The sequence below is a fragment of the Clostridium cavendishii DSM 21758 genome (genome assembly GCF_900141845.1).
In the GTDB taxonomy this organism is placed as follows: Bacteria; Bacillota; Clostridia; order Clostridiales; family Clostridiaceae; genus Clostridium_AG; species Clostridium_AG cavendishii.
Genome location: NZ_FQZB01000020.1, coordinates 39,795 through 59,288 on the forward strand (window position 1 = coordinate 39,795; position 19,494 = coordinate 59,288).

Annotated in this window: 21 protein-coding genes; 5 read left to right on the forward strand and 16 right to left on the reverse strand. The window is 29.1% G+C overall.

Translation table 11 applies throughout. The features are described 5' to 3' along the window. Window positions 1-151: 151 nt before the first annotated feature. A complete protein-coding gene (locus BUB01_RS19845) occupies window positions 152-1,198 on the reverse strand; it encodes an acyltransferase family protein (protein ID WP_072992521.1) in 1,047 nt (348 codons plus the stop codon). 332 nt (window positions 1,199-1,530) lie between these two features. Here BUB01_RS19845 and sdaAB point away from each other — a divergent pair, with 332 nt between their 5' ends. Together sdaAB and sdaAA are read left to right on the forward strand one after the other, a co-directional pair. Further along, a complete protein-coding gene (sdaAB, locus tag BUB01_RS19850) occupies window positions 1,531-2,211 on the forward strand; it encodes an L-serine ammonia-lyase, iron-sulfur-dependent subunit beta (RefSeq protein ID WP_072992523.1) in 681 nt (226 codons plus the stop codon). 1 nt (window position 2,212) lies between these two features. Continuing rightward, window positions 2,213-3,088, forward strand: a complete 876-nt coding sequence (gene sdaAA / locus BUB01_RS19855; RefSeq protein WP_072992526.1) for an L-serine ammonia-lyase, iron-sulfur-dependent, subunit alpha — start codon at window positions 2,213-2,215, stop codon at window positions 3,086-3,088. Window positions 3,089-3,120: 32 nt separating this feature from the next. Here the strand turns inward: sdaAA and BUB01_RS23350 are convergent, their stop codons facing one another. Both BUB01_RS23350 and proC read right to left on the reverse strand, forming a co-directional pair. After that, window positions 3,121-3,264: a hypothetical protein gene (locus BUB01_RS23350; RefSeq protein WP_159433283.1), complete on the reverse strand. Its 144-nt coding sequence runs from the start codon at window positions 3,262-3,264 to the stop codon at window positions 3,121-3,123. Between the two features lie 245 nt (window positions 3,265-3,509). Beyond that, window positions 3,510-4,304, reverse strand: coding sequence for a pyrroline-5-carboxylate reductase (gene proC, locus BUB01_RS19860; RefSeq protein WP_072992529.1), 795 nt, complete (start codon window positions 4,302-4,304; stop codon window positions 3,510-3,512). Between the two features lie 275 nt (window positions 4,305-4,579). Here proC and BUB01_RS19865 point away from each other — a divergent pair, with 275 nt between their 5' ends. Further along, on the forward strand, window positions 4,580-4,978 hold the full coding sequence (locus tag BUB01_RS19865) for an Hsp20 family protein (protein WP_072992533.1): 399 nt from the start codon (window positions 4,580-4,582) through the stop codon (window positions 4,976-4,978). Window positions 4,979-5,237: 259 nt separating this feature from the next. Further along, complete coding sequence (locus BUB01_RS19870; protein WP_072992536.1) at window positions 5,238-6,638, forward strand: amino acid permease; 1,401 nt, start codon at window positions 5,238-5,240, stop codon at window positions 6,636-6,638. Between the two features lie 70 nt (window positions 6,639-6,708). Here the strand turns inward: BUB01_RS19870 and mgtE are convergent, their stop codons facing one another. From mgtE to BUB01_RS19935, 13 genes are all read right to left on the reverse strand, one after another. After that, window positions 6,709-8,052: a magnesium transporter gene (gene mgtE, locus BUB01_RS19875; RefSeq protein ID WP_072992539.1), complete on the reverse strand. Its 1,344-nt coding sequence runs from the start codon at window positions 8,050-8,052 to the stop codon at window positions 6,709-6,711. Between the two features lie 198 nt (window positions 8,053-8,250). After that, entirely contained in the window at window positions 8,251-9,582 is a 1,332-nt protein-coding gene (locus BUB01_RS19880) for a replicative DNA helicase (protein ID WP_072992541.1), read from the reverse strand. Window positions 9,583-9,892: 310 nt separating this feature from the next. After that, window positions 9,893-11,794, reverse strand: coding sequence for a Lon family ATP-dependent protease (gene lonC, locus BUB01_RS19885; protein WP_423231131.1), 1,902 nt, complete (start codon window positions 11,792-11,794; stop codon window positions 9,893-9,895). 12 nt (window positions 11,795-11,806) lie between these two features. Beyond that, window positions 11,807-12,253: a 50S ribosomal protein L9 gene (gene rplI, locus BUB01_RS19890; protein WP_072992544.1), complete on the reverse strand. Its 447-nt coding sequence runs from the start codon at window positions 12,251-12,253 to the stop codon at window positions 11,807-11,809. 1 nt (window position 12,254) lies between these two features. Beyond that, a complete protein-coding gene (locus tag BUB01_RS19895; RefSeq protein WP_072992548.1) occupies window positions 12,255-14,210 on the reverse strand; it encodes a DHH family phosphoesterase in 1,956 nt (651 codons plus the stop codon). Between the two features lie 33 nt (window positions 14,211-14,243). Next, window positions 14,244-15,251 (reverse strand): DUF2232 domain-containing protein, encoded by a 1,008-nt coding sequence (locus tag BUB01_RS19900; RefSeq protein WP_072992552.1) that lies wholly within the window; start codon window positions 15,249-15,251, stop codon window positions 14,244-14,246. A gap of 23 nt (window positions 15,252-15,274) precedes the next feature. Continuing rightward, window positions 15,275-15,592 carry a MazG-like family protein gene (locus BUB01_RS19905; RefSeq protein WP_072992556.1) on the reverse strand — a complete coding sequence of 106 codons (318 nt, stop codon included), beginning with the start codon at window positions 15,590-15,592 and terminating at the stop codon, window positions 15,275-15,277. Between the two features lie 499 nt (window positions 15,593-16,091). Continuing rightward, on the reverse strand, window positions 16,092-16,340 hold the full coding sequence (gene rpsR / locus BUB01_RS19910) for a 30S ribosomal protein S18 (protein WP_072992558.1): 249 nt from the start codon (window positions 16,338-16,340) through the stop codon (window positions 16,092-16,094). Window positions 16,341-16,367: 27 nt separating this feature from the next. Further along, window positions 16,368-16,826 (reverse strand): single-stranded DNA-binding protein, encoded by a 459-nt coding sequence (locus tag BUB01_RS19915; protein WP_072992563.1) that lies wholly within the window; start codon window positions 16,824-16,826, stop codon window positions 16,368-16,370. A gap of 14 nt (window positions 16,827-16,840) precedes the next feature. Further along, window positions 16,841-17,128: a 30S ribosomal protein S6 gene (gene rpsF, locus BUB01_RS19920; protein ID WP_072992566.1), complete on the reverse strand. Its 288-nt coding sequence runs from the start codon at window positions 17,126-17,128 to the stop codon at window positions 16,841-16,843. 150 nt (window positions 17,129-17,278) lie between these two features. Beyond that, window positions 17,279-17,470, reverse strand: a complete 192-nt coding sequence (locus BUB01_RS19925) for a DUF951 domain-containing protein (RefSeq protein WP_072992569.1) — start codon at window positions 17,468-17,470, stop codon at window positions 17,279-17,281. Window positions 17,471-17,484: 14 nt separating this feature from the next. Continuing rightward, window positions 17,485-18,363, reverse strand: a complete 879-nt coding sequence (locus BUB01_RS19930) for a mechanosensitive ion channel family protein (protein WP_242958452.1) — start codon at window positions 18,361-18,363, stop codon at window positions 17,485-17,487. 58 nt (window positions 18,364-18,421) lie between these two features. Further along, window positions 18,422-18,667 (reverse strand): putative Se/S carrier protein, encoded by a 246-nt coding sequence (locus tag BUB01_RS19935; RefSeq protein ID WP_072992572.1) that lies wholly within the window; start codon window positions 18,665-18,667, stop codon window positions 18,422-18,424. A 178-nt stretch (window positions 18,668-18,845) separates the two neighbouring features. On the opposite strand from BUB01_RS19935, the gene BUB01_RS19940 reads away from it, so the two are divergent. After that, the gene (locus BUB01_RS19940) at window positions 18,846-19,493 is read left to right on the forward strand and encodes a LysE family translocator (protein WP_072992575.1); all 648 of its coding nucleotides are present in this window, start codon (window positions 18,846-18,848) and stop codon (window positions 19,491-19,493) included. The last annotated feature ends 1 nt before the right edge of the window (window position 19,494 follow it).

Below are 19,494 nucleotides of genomic sequence, written 5' to 3' on the forward strand. Positions count from 1 at the left end.
AGTTTTTCATATTTATTATATAGAAGCTTGAATTAATGCTCCATATTTTAATATTATTATAAAACTTTATATTGTACAAATTTAAATAAAGTTCTAAAAAAATAAATCCATAACATAGTTTTTATTATTAACTATGTTACGGATCACTATTTTATTTATAAGCATTTAAAACTATACTTTTATCTACTACATTATTTTTAGATTTAACCAATCTTTTACCTGCAAATATCATTTCAGTAATGCTAAACTTAGATATAAATAAATTATATATTAAAACCGGTATTAATACACCTATAACTGTAAACTGCACAAAATTTAAAGGTACATAGTCTTCTACAAGACTACATATAGGTTTGTGCAAATACATTACAATAAGAGATATCTTGCCTAAATATCTTATAGGACTTAATATATCGAATTTACTTACTAAAGAACAGAATGATAATATACATATTGTTATTGTAACTGGAATTACTAAATCCAATATTGGATCTTTATACTGAGAAAATTTTAGATTTATATAAAAATAATTATGCCCCATAAAGTCTTTAGCATAAATAACAAAAGTTAATATTGCAGTTACAATAAAGGTATATTTATTTGTTATAAAATTTGTTATATTTTTAAATCCATATCCTATAGCGTAATAAGGTATTGTAATAAACAAAACATCTATATCCCAAGGGAACTTTAGGTAATTTGGTATATCACCTATATCATAGGTCATTATAAACCTTGTATAAAGATGAGCCAAAATATATAAAATAATAATGCTTCCAATTAGTTGCTTTGTGCTTAAGTATTTTCTTAATTTATTAAATATTATTTTTGTTAAAAAAAGACATGGAATAAACCAAAATACTCCACCAACATTTTTTCCTCCATAAATATATTTGGACAAATCATCTACAAAACCTTGCAGTGATAAACTATCGTAGCTTCCTGCATAAGACATTAATAAATCAACTATACTAAAAGCTAAATATGGTACAAAAAATTTAATGGCTTGATCTTTAATATTTATTTTTTCTTTAGCTAATAAACCACTTATTATAAAAAATGCTGGCATATGAAACCAGTATATATACATTGCATTATCAAAAGGCGCATGAGATAAAACTACTGATATTATTAAAAAACCTTTTGCTAAATCTAAATAATCGAATCTACTTTTTTCTTCTATTACATTAAAACTCATATAGTACCTCCTAAACAATAAATACGCTTGCTATACTATAAGTTTAAGTCTTATATTTGTTGTTTAGATGTTTAAATTGTTTCTAAATTTTAAACTTTAAATTTCAAATTCAGTTTTATATTTTTTCATATATATTTTTAACTATTTTCAAATTAAAATGTATTTATATTTATCTTTTAATTATTTTCGATTATTTTTAATTTTATATATTTAATTTGAAGAAAACTTTTACGTTCACTTTCTATGTTTGGCAATTAATATTTATTGCTTTAACACTTAAACTAAATTAATATTAAATTGAAATATACTTTCCAAAGCAAAGGAGAAATCTTATGAAAAAATACGGAGTTTTCGATATATTAGGGCCAATAATGATAGGACCATCTAGCTCTCATACAGCTGGTGCTGCTAGACTTGGTAAAATAGCTAGTGCAATAGCAGGTGGAAGCATTAAAGAAGTAACTTTTTTACTTCATGGTTCTTTTGGAAAAACCTATAAAGGCCATGGAACTGATAAGGCGCTAGTTGCGGGTATCTTAGGTATGGAACCTAGCGATGTAAATCTTAGAGATTCTATGGAAATAGCCACTGAAAAAGGTCTAAAATTTACTTTTAAAGAAGCTGATTTAGGAGATGAACATCCTAATACTGTTAAATTTTTAATACTTAATTCTAAAAATGAACACTTCGAAATAACAGGTTCATCTATAGGCGGAGGAAGTATAAAAATCACTAATATTAATGGTAACGAAGTAGAATTTACTGGTGAATATCCAACATTGATTATTTGTCATAAAGATGTTCCTGGAGCTGTTTCGAAAGTTGCTGATATAGTTTATAAAGGTAATATAAATATTGCTTTTATGAAAGTTTATAGACATGAAAAAGGAAAACTTGCTCAAATGGTTTTTGAAATGGATAATGAATTATCTACTGAAATACTTGACGAAATAAAAAAAGTAGATGCTGTAGTAAATTTAATAATAATAAATCCAATAAAGAAAGGTGAATAATATGATTGCTAGAACTGGTGTTGACCTTTTAAATATATGTAAAGAAAATAATTTTAAACTAAGCGATTTTGCTATAAATTATGAAATGGAACAAAGAGATATAACTAAAGAACAAGTTTTTGATGAGATGAGAAGCGTACTTCATGTGATGCAACAATCTGCCTCAGAAGCTCAAGAAAAAGAAGTTTTCTCAGTAAGTGGTCTTATAGGAGGAGATGCCTATAAGTTGAAAAATTACTTATCTAAAGGTAATTATTTAACTGGTGATGTTATGATTAAAGCTATGGCAAGAGCTCTTTCTTGCTCTGAAGTTAATGCTTCTATGGGAAGAATAGTAGCTTGTCCTACAGCTGGATCTTGTGGCATCCTTCCATCAGTTATACTTACAGCTGGAGAAAAGCTAAACCTTTCAGAAGAAGAAATACTAAGAGGTCTTTTTGCATCTTCTGCAATTGGTATTATAATAGCTCAAAATGCTACTTTAGCTGGAGCTGAAGGAGGCTGTCAAGCGGAATGTGGTTCTGCTGCTGCTATGGCCTCAGGCGCAGTTGTAGAAATGATGGGTGGAACTCCTAAAATGAGCTTAGATGCTGCTGCTATAGTAATAAAGAATATCCTTGGTCTTGTTTGCGATCCTATAGCTGGACTTGTAGAAGTCCCTTGTGCAAAAAGAAACTTTGCTGGAGCCGTAAGTGCTTTAACTACTGCTGATTTAGTGATGGCAGGTATAGATAGCAAAATACCTTTTGATGATACAGTAGAAGCTATGTACAAGGTAGGTAGACAACTTCCTAGTGAACTTAGAGAAACTGCTATGGGTGGTTTAGCTATTACTAAAACAGGGATAGAACTTAAAAATAAGGTTTTTGGAAAATAAAGATAAAATGGGTGGTTTTAAAACCACCCATTTTATCTTTTATTCTTATTCTTTGCATTTCCACCTTGTGTAACAGCATTTCCTGATTCATTAAAACCATTTCTAGACTTTGCTGAATCATTGCTTTCTGCCATCTGAGATTGTTGTTTTTGTTTTAATCCTTTATTCTTCGCCATAACTATCACCTCTTAATAAAATTGTTACAACATAAGTTTTACCCTAAAATAAAAAAATATTCTAAACTTAAAAAGTAGCTTGAGTAAAATTTACTCAAGCTACTTTAGATGATTAAATAATATTAAGAGGAGTTTTATTTGTTAATGCTATTTGTGTGTGTTTGCCGTAAAACCATTCTCTAATTGAGATTGATTATCACTATCTATAGTTTATATCCATTTTTTAATTTTGTCAATATGTTTTATTACATTTTTTTAGCTTTTTCCTCGCACTTATTCATAGCATTTATAACACTTGATCTAAATCCTGATTTTTCAAGTTCTAATACAGCTTCTATTGTTGTTCCTCCAGGTGAACAGACTGCATCTTTAAGCTCTCCTGGATGCTTTTCAGTTTCTAATATCATCTTAGCTGAACCTAAAACAGCTTGAGCTGCTAGACTATACGCTTTTTTTCTTGGTATCCCTTGTTTAACTGCTGCATCTGCCATAGCCTCTACAAACATAAATACATATGCAGGGGATGATCCGCAAAGAGCTGTAAACGCATAAAAATCTTTTTCTTCTAATTCCTCTACCTTTCCAAACGCTTTAAATAAATCTATTACACTATTTTTTTCTTCTATTGTTACATTTTCATTATGACAAATCGCTGTCATTCCTTCACATACTAAAGCAGGAGTATTAGGCATCGTTTTTATAACTTTTATTTTCTTACCAAACCTCTTTATAACACCATCAATTGTTATCCCTGCAGCTATAGTAATTATTATCTTACTCTCATCCATAATATCTTTAATTTCATCTATTACTGAATTATATAGATACGGCTTAACTGCAAGTATTATAATATTTGATTCAACTACTACCTCTCTATTATTTAAAGTAGTTTTAACATTGAATTCTCTTTTTATTTTATCTATAGTATTTTGACTTTTAGCTGAAGCCATAATATCATCATTTTTAACTTTTCCAGATTTTATTATACCTCCAAGCATTGCTTTTCCCATATTTCCACAGCCTATAAATCCAATTTTCATATAACCCTCCTTAAAAAATTTTTATATTTATATTTTACAATACATAAAAATAAATTGCTAAATTTTTTATTTTGTTAGAAATATTATGTTTTATTATTATAATTTATATTCTAGTCCAAAAAAATCATAGTATAGCTTGTTTTATATAATAACAAACTACTATCATAATATATCTTAACTTTGAATAAAAGGAACTCCTATTCATTACATTCATAGAAGTAAGTTCGAATAACCAAATATAATGTTTGGATTCTCGATTAAGGAGGTACTTATTTATGTTTAGTATGCTTCCCATTTATTCTAGTAGTTTAATAAATTCTAAAGAATTTTTCGAGTTAATATGGAACGATGTATTTTGTGAAAAAAATATTGTTTTATCAAATACATTATGTAATTTTAAAGTTGATTTAAAAGAAACAGATGATTCCTACATTCTTCAAGCAGACTTACCAGGTTTAAAAAAGAATGAAATTTCTATAGAATATATAAATAACTTTCTACTTATATCTGCTGATAGAAAAGAAAACTTTTCTAATTCAACTACTTTAAAAAAAGAAAGAGTATTTGGTGAGCAAAAAAGAATGTTCTATTTAGATGATATAGATATAAATTCATTATCTTCAAATTACAATTTAGGAGAGTTAACTATAATTATAAAAAAGAAACCTAAATAATATTAAATTAAATACTTTTTTGTATATTTTTTAGTATTTTATCTTAACTAAATATTTTTTTTTATTTTTTTAATAAAAATCTCTTTATTTTCTTGTCCATTTCTTATATAATTATAAAAAATATTAAATTACTACAAATTTCGATAAAATATTATTTAATTTACAAAGGAAGGGGTGAAGCTCTAATTTATAATTAAAGCAAGGAATTTATTATTATTAAAATATTAAATTTGCTTTTAATTTTTAAATTAGAATTATTATGGAGATTTTCAAAAAAAAATCAATTGAAGAAATGCTTAAAGGTGCTGAAAAAAGTGCCTTAAATAAAAATTTAAGAGCTAAAGATATTGCAGCATTAGGTATAGGTGCAGTGGTTGGAGTTGGAATTTTTGTTGCTACTGGAGAAGGTGCTCATCTAGCAGGTCCTGCTGTCGTGATATCATTTATAATAGCTGCTATAGTTGCAGCTCTATGCGGTCTTTGTTATTCTGAGCTTTCTACTATGTTTCCTGTAGCTGGAAGTACTTACTCCTATGCCTATATTACATTTGGAGAAATAGTAGCTATGATTATAGGCTGGTGCTTAACTGCAGAATATTTAGTTGCTTGTAGTGCAGTTGCTTCGGGTTGGTCAGGAACCTTTGTAGGAATATTAAAATCTGTTGGTTTAACAGTTCCAAAAATGCTTACTACATCTCCTAGTAATGGAGGAGTAGTAGATTTACCAGCTATTTTAATAGTAGCATTGATAACTTATTTACTTTATTACGGTATGCAAGAAAGTGCTAAACTGAATAATGTAATTGTTGGAATTAAAATAGCTATAATTCTTTTATTTATATTCTTAGGTGTTAAACATATTAATCCAGCTAATTATAAACCTTTTATGCCATTTGGTTGGAAAGGAGTATTTGCAGGTACTGCTACAATATTCTTCTCATATATAGGTTTTGATGCTATATCTACCGCTGCTGAAGAAGCTAAAAATCCAAAAAGAGATGTACCTCTAGGTCTTATAATCTGTTTATCAGTAGTAAGTTTACTTTATGTTGGTGTTGCCTTAGTTCTTACAGGTATTGTTCCTTTTAAAGAAATTATATCTGAAAATGCTGTACCAGGTGCATTAGCCTCTATAGGTATAAACTGGGGAGCTGCTCTAATCGGAACTGGAGCTATTTTAGGAATGATTTCAACACTACTTGTAATGCTATATGGGCAGGTTAGAATATTTATGGTTATGTCTAGGGATGGTTTACTACCAAAAGCATTATCAAAAATTCATTCAAAACATAAAACCCCTTATATATCAACAGTACTAACTGGTGTTATAGCTGCTATAATAGCAGGATTCTTACCACTTGATGTAATAGTTCAATTTTTAAGTATAGGAACTTTATTAAGCTTTATAGTAGTATCTCTTGCAGTAATAGTACTTAGAAAAACAATGCCTAACTTTAATAGACTATTTAAATGCCCTGGTGTTCCATATACCCCTATTATAACAATAATATGTTGTGTAGCTTTAATAAGTAGATTACACCTTATAACTTGGTTAGCCTTCTGTATATGGCTTATAATTGGATTAATTATTTACTTTACTTATGGAAGGAAACATAGTACTCTCCAAAATAACAATAATTCAAATGAGGGTGTAGTTTAATATGATTATATTTTAATTATCTAATAATACGTAAAAGAGTAGAAACTTCAGTTTCTACTCTTTTATTACATTATGTTAAAAACTTTAGGAACATAGTCGCCAAACCTAAGAAAAAGAAAAATCCACAAACATCTGTAAATGTAGTTACAAAAACTGCCGATGCTAAAGCTGGATCCACATTTAACTTTTTAAGAGTTACAGGAACCAAATATCCTGCCATTGTAGCTACACTCATATTAAGGAGCATTGCTAAGCCTATAACTAACCCAAATACAGGATTTCCAGCCCATAAGTACCCTATCGTAGCAACAGCTAACCCCACACAAAGGCCATTACATATTCCTGTAAGAGCCTCTTTAAAAAATACTTTTTTAGCATTCTCTATTGTAAGTTCACCTAATGCTATACCTCTAACTATTAATGTTAATGTTTGAGTTCCTGCATTACCACCCATACCTGAAACTATTGGCATAAAGCTTGCAAGTATTACAACTTTATCTATAGTAGAAGAGAAAAGATTGACAGTCGCTGCTGCCAAAAATGCAGTTAATAAATTTATAAAAAGCCATGGTACTCTACTCTTTACAGATTCTATTGCTGGCCCGTCTATAATTTCTCCCTCATTAAGACCTCCTAGACGGTACATATCTTCACTATCTTCTTCTCTGACTACCTCTATAATATCATCAAATGTTATTACTCCAAGCATTTCTCCCTTTTCATCAACTACTGGCATAGCCTGGAATCCATATTTTTCAAATATCTGTGCAACCTCTTCTTGGTCCATATTTACAGGAATACTTTTAACCTGCTCAGTCATTATGTCTCTTATTACTGTATCAAATTTAGCTGTAACTAAATCTCTTAATGATAATATTCCCTTAAGTATCTCATCTTCATCTAATACATATAAATAATATACAGTTTCAGCTTCAATAGTAGCTGTTTGAAGATAATTTAAAGTTTCTTTAACAGTCATAGACTCCCTTATAGATACGAATTCCGTAGCCATTATTCCACCTGAACTATCTTCTTCATAGTTCATAAGTTCTTTAACTTCTTCAGCATCCTCTTCATCTATATTATCAAGAAATCTATCTACCTCTTCAGGCTCTAAGTTAGATAATAGATCGGCTTGCTCATCTGAACTCATTTCATTAAATATCTTATATTGCTCAAGCTCTGGAAATAACTCTAGAAATTCTGTTTGCTCTTCTTCATCCATTTCTTCCAAAATATCTGCTACAAGCCAATGTGGAAGCCTTCCTAATATCTCTCCTCTAACATCTTCTTCTTTTCTAAGAACATCTAGTATATCTGCTGGATGAATCTCCTCTAATAACTCAGAAAGCTCTTTTTCATTTAAACTAAGTAAAGATATTTTTAGCTCTTCTGTTGAATTTAGATTTTCCATTATATATCCTCCTCATTAAGTAGAAGGATTAATGGTTTTTATTTAAGAATAAAGCCACAGAATCCTTCTACTATTATTATTATTTAATTTTTTGTAGATTTTTAAGCAACTCTGGGCTTCGCCTTCCATAAAAATTTTCACCTCTTTTTTTCTATAACTTAATTCACCCTTAGTTTATTTATATCTAAAATTTATTAATTATTCATTGTGTACTATATCAAGATTACCAAATTTACTGAATTGACCAAGCCATGCAAGTTTAACAGTACCAACTGGACCGTTTCTCTGTTTTGCTATAATACATTCAGCTACATTCTTATCTTCCGTTTCTTTATTGTAATATTCATCTCTATATAAAAACATTGCAAGATCGGCATCCTGCTCTATAGATCCTGATTCTCTAAGGTCAGATAGCATAGGTCTATGATCTGCTCTTTGCTCAGGAGCACGAGAAAGCTGCGATAAGGCTATAACCGGACATTCCATTTCCTTTGCAATAGCTTTAATATTTCTTGATATTTCTGATACTTCTTGTTGTCGGCTTTCTCCACTACCACTCATAAGTTGAAGATAGTCAATCATTATTAAATCTATTCCATATTCCATTTTAAGTCTTCTACACTTACTTCTCATTTCCATTACAGAAACTCCAGCACTATCATCTATATATATCTTAGCTGCAGCTAGTGGTCCTGCTGCTCTAGCTATATTTTCCCAATCTTTATCATCTAAGTTACCAGTTCTAAGTGAAAGCATGTCAACATTAGCCTCCGAACATAGAAGCTTATATGCTAATTGTTCTTTAGACATTTCTAAAGAAAATATTACTACACTTTTTCCTTCTCTCAATGCTGCATGTTCACATATATTAAGAGCAAAAGTTGTTTTACCCATAGATGGTCTAGCCGCTATAAGTACCATATCTCCGCTTTGGAATCCAGATGTTTTGGCATCTAAGTCCTTAAATCCTGAACCAACACCAGTTATGCTACCTTTATTATTATAAAGAGATTCTATTTGCTTAAATCCTCTTTCAAGTACAGCACTTATTGGTTCAAAATCACTAGTTGTTTTAGTTTCAGCTATATCAAATATCTTTTTTTCTGCTTTATCAACTACTTCTTCAACGTTAGATTGATCATTATAACAACTCTCAATTATTTCAGTTGAAGATTTTATAAGCTTTCTAAGTATAGATTTTTCGCTAACTATTTTTATATAATCTGCAACGTTAGCTGTTGTAGGAACAGAACCACTTATCTCAGTAACATAAGTTATTCCACCACTCTTTTCAAGCCTTCCTGTGGATTTTAAATATTCTAATAAAGTAACTTGATCCACAGCTTCATCTCTTTGAAACATTTCAACTATACTTTGGAATATAGTCTTATGAGCATCTCTATAAAAATCTTCTGTAGTTAATCCTTCCGCTGCTTGAGCTATAGTATTTCTATCAATAATCATAGAACCAAGAACTGACTGCTCTGCCTCAATACTTTGAGGTAAACTTCTCATAATTGGTGTATCCAAAACTGCATCACTTCCTTTCGCTCATCATTGCTTTACAATAATATTATTATGCAATATATATATCCTTTTTACAATACGATACTAATATAAAATTTAAACTATCTATTAAAATCTTCTTATATTTTATACATATTTAGAAATAAAATTTTCTTATTTCTACTCTATAATAATATGATAACACTTTTTCATTATATAGTAATTCTTAATTTTTCACTCCAATTTACCATATGCAATTGTATTCCAGTTAAAAAAGAGATTTAAATACTTTTTTATAATATAAAGTATTTAAACCTCTTTATAATGCCTAACTTTATTTTTCTAATACAATATCCATAACTTCTTCTATTGTACTTATAGTCCTAACTTCTATATCGGTTAATCCATTTGGTATTTCTTTTTCATTATCTTTTGGTACTAGAACAAGTTTAATTCCTTTTCTTCTAGCTCCATAAACTTTTTCAAAAATACCTCCTACAGGCTTAACCTTTCCTCTTAAGGATATCTCCCCAGTTATAGCTACATCTCCCCTTATAGGTCTTTCAAGTAAAGCACTTATTATACATATAGTTATTGCAGTTCCTGCTGATGGACCATCTATATTTCCACCACCAACTACATTTACATGTATATCGTAATCTTTAATATCTTTATCCGTAACTCTTCTTATAACTGAAGCAGCATTAAATACTGAATCCTTAGCCATAGATCCCGCTGTATCATTAAATCTTATAGTTCCTGTACCTTTTTTCTTAGCTTCAAATACTGTAGCTTCAATCTCTAATGTTGAACCTAAAAATCCTGATACACCTAATCCATAAACTTGTCCAATTTCACTCTTGTCAAGATTTTCCAATCTTTCATAAGGAGTAAATCTTCCAATACTTAAAACTTCTTCTACGTCTTTTAAAGTTATCTTTAATTTTTTAGGCATTTCATCTTTATAGTTGTAAAGAGCATATCCATAAGCATCAGCTAATATATTTACAGCCTTTCTACCTTCTATAGTATAAGTTGCAATAAGCTCATCAACACCTTTTTGAAGAGTTACCTCTAATTTCTTAGCTGCATTCTTTACTATTTTTCTAATATCGACTGCTGAAAGTGGTTCAAAGTATACTTCAGTACATCTTGAACGAAGCGCAGGATTTATATCTCCTGGACTTCTAGTTGTTGCTCCTATAAGAACAAAATCAGCTGGTGCTCCATTTTCAAATAAATACTTTATATATTTAGGTATATTTTGATCATCTGGATCATAATAAGACGATGAAAACTCTACCCTCTTATCTTCTAAAACTTTTAAAATTTTATTTTGAAGAATCTCATCTAATTCTCCAATTTCATCTATAAATAGAACTCCACCATGAGCATCTGTTACAAGACCTGGTTTTGGTTCTGGAACTCCCATTTCAGCTAAATCTTTCTTACTACCTTGATATATAGGATCATGTACAGAACCTAAAAGAGGGTTTGTTATCTCTCTAGGATCCCATCTCATTGTAGTACCATCCACCTCTACGAACTTAGAATTCTCATCAAATGGTGTAAACTTAAGCTTTTTAGCTGCCTCTAGAGCTATTCTAGCAGCAGATGTCTTACCAACCCCTGGAGGTCCGTAAAGTATTATATGTTGTGGATATGGCGATGACATTTTGGATATTAATGATTTAATAGCTCTTTCTTGTCCTATTACTTCATCAAAATCTGCTGGTCTTAAAAGAGACATTATATTTTTATTAGGCGTTCTTGCATCTAAAACCTCAAGTTTTGCATACTTCTTTAAGGTTTTAGCATTTTCAGGTCCCTTCTGTTTATTAATAATATTAAGTCTCATTTCATCAACATATTTTTCTTGTCTTTTCGTTAAAGCCTCTTCAACCTTAGATTCTATATTATTTTGAATATACTTTCTAGCAAGTTCTTCTGATATCCATCCATAGGTATCTTCTAATGCTTCATGTACATTTTCATCAGAAGGTATAGCGGATAAACCCTTACCTTCTGATACTATTTTATTAAGTCCATATAGTCTTTCATAAGCATTTTTAGATTTTACATATTTTTGTAATTTAAATCTAACAGTTCTAGCTTGAACAGCACCTTTATCAAGTATGTTGTTTGCTATTTCAAAAAGAATATTTACTTGTGCATCTAAATTTATACCACTACTCATTATTTCTTGTAGTATATTAGTATTTTTTTGTGAACTCAAAATTTTTCCTCCTTATTTGGTAGGAACAATAACAACTTTCATTTTTGCACTTACTTCTGGATATAGCTTTAATTCTATGTTATAAGTTCCTGCCAGCTTTATTGTATCCATCACTAATTTCTTTTTATCTACTTCTATCTTATATTGTTTAGTTATTTCTTCTGCAACATCTTTGCTTGTTATTGCCCCAAATAGCTTTCCATTTTCCCCTGATTTAGCTTGTATTGTAACTTCTTTGTTTTTAAGTTCTTCCGCTAATTTTTGAGCTGCTTCTATTTCAGCAGTTTTCTTTCTTCTTTCTGTTTCTTTTTTAGCATTTAATACATGTAAATTTGCATCAGTTGCTTCTTCAGCTAATTTCCTTGGGAATAAATAATTTCTCGCATATCCATCAGATGCATTTATAACATCACCTTTTTTACCCATCTTTTTAACATCTTGTAATAATATAACTTTCATTCTAGTCACCTTCCTTTAAATATTTAGATATAGCATCTTTTAGTCTGTTTTTTGCTTCCTCCATATCTATATTTTCAAGCTTTGCACCAGCCATTGTCATATGACCGCCACCACCTAAGGCTTCTAAAACTACTTGAACATTTACATCTCCAAGCGACCTTCCACTTATATATATGTCACTATCTATTTTAACAAATACAAAGGATGCTTGAATACCTGTAATATTTAGTAGTTCATCCGCAGCTTGGGCAGCCAACACAGTTTGTGTTATATTTGGTGGACAAACGGCAATTGCCATATTATTTTCCACTTCTGCTGATTTAACAATATTAGCTTTAGCAATAAAACTTTCAAAATCATTACTAAACATTTTTTTAATGTCTATAGTATCAGCTCCAAGTCTTCTCAAAAAAGATGCTGCTTCGAAAGTCCTTACCCCAGTTTTGAAGTGAAAATTCTTAGTGTCCATACAAATTCCTGCAAGTAATCCTTCTGCTTCTATTTGAGATAGTTTTGGTCTATCTAACATGTATTGAACCATTTCTGCTACAAGCTCTGAAGTTGAAGAAGCATAGACCTCAATATAGTTAAGAAGTGCCCCCTCAATGTAGTCAGGACTTCTTCTATGATGGTCTATTATTACCACCTTTTTAGCCTTATTAATTATTTCTTTATCCTGTACATAATTTTTACTATGTACATCAACTATTATAATTAATGTATCATCATCTATTTTACCATAAACTTCTTCTGATTTTACAAATAAATCTGCATATTCTGACTTTACTTTTAATTTTTCTAAAAAGAAATCTACAGCCTTAATATCTTCATTTAAAATAATTTTGCATGGTTTACCTAACTGTTTTATAACAGAACTTATTCCAACAGCTGCTCCTAAGCAATCCATATCAGGATTTTTATGACCCATTATATAAACTTTATTACTCTCATAAACTAAATCTTTTAATGCATGAGCCACTACCCTAACCCTGACTCTAGTTCTCTTTTCTAATTCTTTAGTATTTCCACCAAAGAAGGATATGCTATCTCTCTTTTTTACAACAGCTTGGTCTCCGCCTCTACCTAATGCCAATTCTTTAGCCGTTACTGCATAGTTCTGGTTTTGCATTGGAGTATCTCCTCCTCTACCAACGCCTATGCTTAAAGTAACCTCCATTTTATTTCCTAAATTAATGTCTCTTATAGAATCTAAAATATCAAACTTTTTATTTATTTCAGATTCAATAACTTTATCATCTACTGATAATATATATTTATTATTGTCATATTTTTTTATCATTGCTTTTAAGTTATTTGCATAGCTGTTTATTGCTGTTTCTATTTCTGCAATTAGCAATGGAGCTTTTATTTCTTCTATAGTTTTAATTACTTCGTTTAAGTTATCTAATTCTATTAAAACTATACTTTCCTTAGTTCCTTCTGTTAAATAAGTTACGTCATTGAAATAAACCACACTAAAGTTAATATCATCATCTATTTTAATTTTATCTCCATATACCTCATATATAGATTTTTTAAATTTTATTTTTTGAATATATTTTTTATCCCATTTTAAAAGAGTATCTAGTTTTATCCCTCTAGCTAGCATTGCTAAATTGCTTCCTATTCCATTTTCAACATTAAAAGCTTCTCTAAACTTTTTATTATACCAAATAACTTCTCCATCATGTTTTACTATTGTTAATGGATATATATAATTTAATAAATTTTTTTCTAAAGACTCTTCTATTGTATTATTTATATTACTAACTTTAACTTTTAATTTATTTTCATTTAACACAGAGATATTCCATCTATATTGTAAAAAAACAATGTACATACCTAATAGAAGTAATGATATTTCTTTAAGCTTAAACACCCAAAGTAATACAGCTATACCTAGAATAATTATAGAATAAATCCTTACTCTATTTTTTTTATATTTATTCCTTTTCATAAACTGTCTCCTTTTTAACATTACTTATAAAACCTATTTTTTTAATGTTTTATTTTTGAATTTATTTCTAATAGCATTTCCTAAACTATTTGGATCAATACCTCTTATATCTATAATTAAATCTATTACACCAAGGAAGAATGTCATTTTAATCATTTGAGTCATAAATAATAGAACAATAAAGAATATAAATAGTCCTTGTTTCATTTTATGTTTATCAACTAACATAAAATATAAAATTGAAATTCCTTGAACCACCATTACAATAGCAAATGATAAATATACACTATTATAGATATAGTTACCAATATTAATATCTTTTGATATTAATAAAATACCTATACAACAAAGAGCTATCATACCTGCTCCTAATCTATTATCCACATACCAATTAGAGAATTTAGGCATAGGTTTCATATTTATATCAAACTTTTTCCCAACTTTTTTAGTAATTATAATATTCAAGAACGCATATAAAATACTACTTATAAAAATAAACCCTGGTAAAAAATATAATATTGTATTTACATCAATAGAATTTATTAATTCCAAGGTCATATTATATTGTTCCTGATTTGTGATTAAAGCCTTACTTGATTCAAAAGAACTTTTTAACAAATCTAATTGTTCTTTTATTAAACTGTATATATCTTTACCAATAAAACCATATATATATATAGCTCCATCAATAACTGATCCTAAAAATATTGCTAATGTCATGAACAACAATGTTTTTCCAGCACTCATATTTCGTTCTATGCATATTCCCAAAATTATACCCATAATATAAAACATAATAACGGAACCAACCGCTATTATAGGATTAAATATAATTGAAGTTAGCATTAGTGTTACTATAGACGATAATAATGTTGTTCTATGCTTGTGTCTAATATATAAAATAGTTATAGGTATAGATATTACAAACTTTCCAATACCTGAAAGTCCAGGTACTCCCATAGACAAAATTATCAGAACACACACTAAAGCTGAAATAATAGCCGCCTCTACTATCGATTTAGTATTTTTTATATTATCCATTTTTTCCTCCGAATTAAATCCATCTAATTTCTTTCTTTTAAATGATTGTATAGCTTAGTCAAATTTTTTCCTTCCTTTTCAAAGTTATCTTCTTCAACTATCCCTACCTTTAAATTTTTCTTCATTGTTTCATCTATTTCTATGTGCGAATATCCAAGTTTATCACCAAGCATATATAGTATTATTATTCCATTTGATATGCATTCTAGAATAGAATTTTTAGCAACATTACTTCCTCTTGTTAAAAGCATAAATAAATCTCCTATAACACATAGAAGCTGAGCTTTTAGTTGTTCAATTATTTTTATATCTGACATTATGTTAAACTCATCTTTCCTCATACCAATACCCCCTTAAGTTATACTATTTTCTTAATAGTATACTTATATTTTAGTTATTTTTGCATTTTAATGCAATAAGTATATTTATCTACTAATAATACATTTAAAATAATAATATTTTATTATTATTTTAAGGGTCTTCTTTCAAAATCTTATTACTTTCTCTTTTTATCTTTAAATGATTGAAAATAATTTAATATATTTATTACAATTTAAAATCTACATTTATCCTAATATAATTATTAAACACATAAACACAAAATAAAAATGTCATTAAATTTAATCTGTAGAAATTGTACTACAATATATATTTATAAGACTTATTAATTTTATTATAATATCTATTATTTCTTTTATAATACTATGAACTATCAATATAACTATAAAAAATCTCATAATTCCCTATATATTGAAAATGAGTCTTGAAAAACATAGTTTTCAAGACTCATTTAAACCTAACATAAAAGCCCCCGACCAAAGTCAGGGGCTATAAACCATCCTAGTCTGTTGAGAATGGTAATAATGCTATGTTTCTTGATCTCTTTATAGCGTCAGTTAGTTGTCTTTGGTGCTTAGCACAAGTACCTGAAATTCTTCTTGGTAATATCTTACCTCTTTCAGTAACGTACTTTCTTAGTTTAGTAACATCTTTGTAATCTATAGCTTCAGCTTTTTCTACACAGAATGCACAAACTTTTCTCTTAGATCTTCTAACTCTTGGGCCGCCTTTTTTCATTTCTCTGCTCATTTTTTTCCCTCCTTACCTATTTTAAAATTAGAATGGAATGTCTCCATCATCAATTGGTGTCATATCATCATCATATGATGGTTGACTAAATGAGTTATTTGGCGTATCAAAACCTGATGGTGTAAATCCATTTGAATTATTATGGTTTTGAGAATCTCTTCCTCCACCATTTGATGAACCTATGAACTCGAAAGTATCTACTATTATGTCAGTAGTATATCTCTTTGTTCCATCTTTAGCATCATAGCTACCTGTTTGAATACTTCCTGTAACAGCTAACTGTCTACCTTTAGTTAGGTATTGAGCTATCATTTCACCAGTTTTCCCAAATGCTATACAATTTATAAAATCTGCTTCTGGCTGACCTTCTCTTTTAAACTGTCTGTTAACAGCAAGAGTAAATCTTGTAACAGCTGTGCCGCTACCTGCCGCAAATCTTAAATCAGGATCTTTTGTAAGTCTGCCAATAAGTATAACTTTATTCATTTAGATACCACCTCTTACTTTTCTTCTTTAACGATAATGTGTCTGATAACACCGTCAGTGATTCTGAATATTCTGTCTAACTCTTTTGGTAATTCAGGACCTGCAGTAAAGTTTATTAAAGTGTAGTAACCTTCGTTAACTTTTTTGATTTCGTAAGCAAGTTTTCTCTTACCCCAGTCATCAACATTGTCAACTGTTCCTCCACCATTTTCTATAACACCCTTAAATTTTTCAACAGCTGCTTTATTAGCTTCTGCATCTAATGATGGGTGCATTACGAATATAGTTTCGTATTTTCTCATCATTTTCACCTCCTCCCTCTGGCCTATGGCTGTGCTTTACACAGCAGGGATTACAATATATGATTTTATCACTTATTTTGAATTATTGCAAGTAATTTTAAATTCCAATTTTTAAATTGAACTTTAAAAATTGGAATCTTAACTTAATTACTATTCACTTATCTTTATAACTTTTTTCGCATCCTTTTGAAATTTAACCCTAGGTAGCATAACAAGTCTTCCACAGCCAACACATTTTATTTTTATATCTGCGCCAACTCTTATAATTTCCCATTCATAACTGCCACAAGGATGTTGCTTTTTCATCTTTACAATATCACCAAGTTCAAAATTTTCAACCACTTAAGTCACCTCTTTTACCCTTCATTAATGATATATCTTTTTTCATAAGGCATTTTTATATCATTTCTATTAAACTCAACTAGTATTTCTTTTCTAATTTCTCTTTCTGCTACAGCTTGTGTGGACGCTTTTGCTTTTCCCATAACTCGAATAGTCATACCTGAAGCATTTAGAGAATTTATACCTAAAACCTTTGGATTTTCTGTAATATTATCATTAGTTAATGAGTATCTATCACAAACTTTATTAATTATTTCAATAGTCTTGTCTATACTTTCAGTATAATCTATATTAACATCCACAATAAATCTACTATCGCTTTTAGAATGATTTGTTACAGTTGTTATACTACCATTTGGTATTATATGGACTGCTCCAGAAGCATCTTTCAAAACAGTGGTTCTTATACCTAAAGATTCTACTTCACCACTAAAATTTCCTATAGTTACGCTATCTCCTACAGCATATTGATCTTCAAATAATATAGATATACCATTTATAACATCTTTAACTAAGCTTTGAGCTCCGAAACCGACAGCTACACCACTTATAGATGCAAAAGTTAATGATATTCCTCCAAATATATTTGTAAGTATAGCCGCAATACCAAAAAAGTAAACAGTATATTTTAATATACTTTTTAATAGCTCACCTAAAGTATTGGCCTTTTTTGTATCCATCGAAAATCTTCTTGTACTTTCAACTTGTTTATCAACCATCTTTTGAATAATTGAATTACCTATTTTAATAGTTATACACATAAGTATACAAATACCTATTATTTGTACTGCCTTTTCTGCTATGTGTTCTAGTGTATCCATACTTATCGGTATACCTCCAATTGTAATTTGTCTATTATCTAAATCTAGCATAAATAAAGTTTTAAAATTCAATATATCACCGCCTAAAAAAGTCTCTTAATTTATATTATGCCAAGTAGGCTTGTTTTAATTATTTATAAATAGAAAACCCATTTGAACTTATTTCATATATATTCTTAAACGATATTTTTTTATCTTCTATTATATTATTTATCTTTTCAAGTTCTTCTTCATTAAATAAAGCACAAATTCCACAGCTTTGAGTTATCTGTGTAGGTGTTGGCATCATAGTCATATTAATAGATTTATTTTTAAGAATTTCTTCTCCCCTAACAGCATCATTAGTATTTTTAAATACCATTATATATCTTTTCATAATTTTCACCTCTTACTAATATTCCTTAGCTTTTTATAGTATATATCAATTATAATAATAATAAAAGTTGTTAACATAGTTTTATTATATTAATATATAATAAAGTAATGAAATTTTTATCTATTTATTTTATAATTAAAGATGCAGTGTTTTTTAATAATTTTGAGGGAGATTTAAAATGAATAATATTAGCTTTTTTATACACGCAATTGTAGCGGGCTTTGGCTGGGGCTTTGTTGCTGCAATTCCACTTGGTCCCTCTGGAATGGAATCTATAAAACGTTCCTTATCTCATGGATTTCGTGAAGGATTCAAGGTTTCCGTTGGCGCAATAATTGCAGATTACTTTTATGTTTTATTAATAAATTTAGGTTTCTCTGCACTTTTAAGTGCAAATAAAAAATTAGAAGGATTATTTTGGATAATATCTGGTATAATATTAATTTTATTTAATAAAATGTCTCACAAGTCAGATCATCCTATAGTAGATAGACTTACTAATCATAAGTATTCAGGTATGCTTAATGGGTTTTTAGTTACATTTTTAAATCCAATGACCCCTTCTATGTGGTTGGTCTTAAGCGGGACCCTAATGACTACTTGGAGAACTAATGGATATCTCTTTTACGTAATAGCTTTATGTAGTATGATGATCGGTGGCCTTTGTTGGTTTGCAATTTTAAACGTCTTGGCATCTAAAGGTATTAAGATATTAAAAGATGATATATCAGAAAAAACATCTATAATAATGAAATATATCATGTTAGCTTTAGGTGTTGGTTTTATTGCTTACGGAACATTTTCACTATTATTTCAGGGGTGGTAAC

What these genes read in the sequence shown, in the direction of transcription:
- BUB01_RS19845 (WP_072992521.1), bottom strand. Translation starts at nt 1,198, where the DNA reads ATGAGTTTTAATGTAATAGAAGAAAAAAGTAGATTCGATTATTTAGAT.
- sdaAB (WP_072992523.1), top strand. Translation starts at nt 1,531, where the DNA reads ATGAAAAAATACGGAGTTTTCGATATATTAGGGCCAATAATGATAGGA.
- sdaAA (WP_072992526.1), top strand. Translation starts at nt 2,213, where the DNA reads ATGATTGCTAGAACTGGTGTTGACCTTTTAAATATATGTAAAGAAAAT.
- BUB01_RS23350 (WP_159433283.1), bottom strand. Translation starts at nt 3,264, where the DNA reads ATGGCGAAGAATAAAGGATTAAAACAAAAACAACAATCTCAGATGGCA.
- proC (WP_072992529.1), bottom strand. Translation starts at nt 4,304, where the DNA reads ATGAAAATTGGATTTATAGGCTGTGGAAATATGGGAAAAGCAATGCTT.
- BUB01_RS19865 (WP_072992533.1), top strand. Translation starts at nt 4,580, where the DNA reads ATGTTTAGTATGCTTCCCATTTATTCTAGTAGTTTAATAAATTCTAAA.
- BUB01_RS19870 (WP_072992536.1), top strand. Translation starts at nt 5,238, where the DNA reads ATGGAGATTTTCAAAAAAAAATCAATTGAAGAAATGCTTAAAGGTGCT.
- mgtE (WP_072992539.1), bottom strand. Translation starts at nt 8,052, where the DNA reads ATGGAAAATCTAAATTCAACAGAAGAGCTAAAAATATCTTTACTTAGT.
- rplI (WP_072992544.1), bottom strand. Translation starts at nt 12,253, where the DNA reads ATGAAAGTTATATTATTACAAGATGTTAAAAAGATGGGTAAAAAAGGT.
- BUB01_RS19895 (WP_072992548.1), bottom strand. Translation starts at nt 14,210, where the DNA reads ATGAAAAGGAATAAATATAAAAAAAATAGAGTAAGGATTTATTCTATA.
- BUB01_RS19900 (WP_072992552.1), bottom strand. Translation starts at nt 15,251, where the DNA reads ATGGATAATATAAAAAATACTAAATCGATAGTAGAGGCGGCTATTATT.
- BUB01_RS19905 (WP_072992556.1), bottom strand. Translation starts at nt 15,592, where the DNA reads ATGAGGAAAGATGAGTTTAACATAATGTCAGATATAAAAATAATTGAA.
- rpsR (WP_072992558.1), bottom strand. Translation starts at nt 16,340, where the DNA reads ATGAGCAGAGAAATGAAAAAAGGCGGCCCAAGAGTTAGAAGATCTAAG.
- BUB01_RS19915 (WP_072992563.1), bottom strand. Translation starts at nt 16,826, where the DNA reads ATGAATAAAGTTATACTTATTGGCAGACTTACAAAAGATCCTGATTTA.
- rpsF (WP_072992566.1), bottom strand. Translation starts at nt 17,128, where the DNA reads ATGAGAAAATACGAAACTATATTCGTAATGCACCCATCATTAGATGCA.
- BUB01_RS19935 (WP_072992572.1), bottom strand. Translation starts at nt 18,667, where the DNA reads ATGAAAAGATATATAATGGTATTTAAAAATACTAATGATGCTGTTAGG.
- BUB01_RS19940 (WP_072992575.1), top strand. Translation starts at nt 18,846, where the DNA reads ATGAATAATATTAGCTTTTTTATACACGCAATTGTAGCGGGCTTTGGC.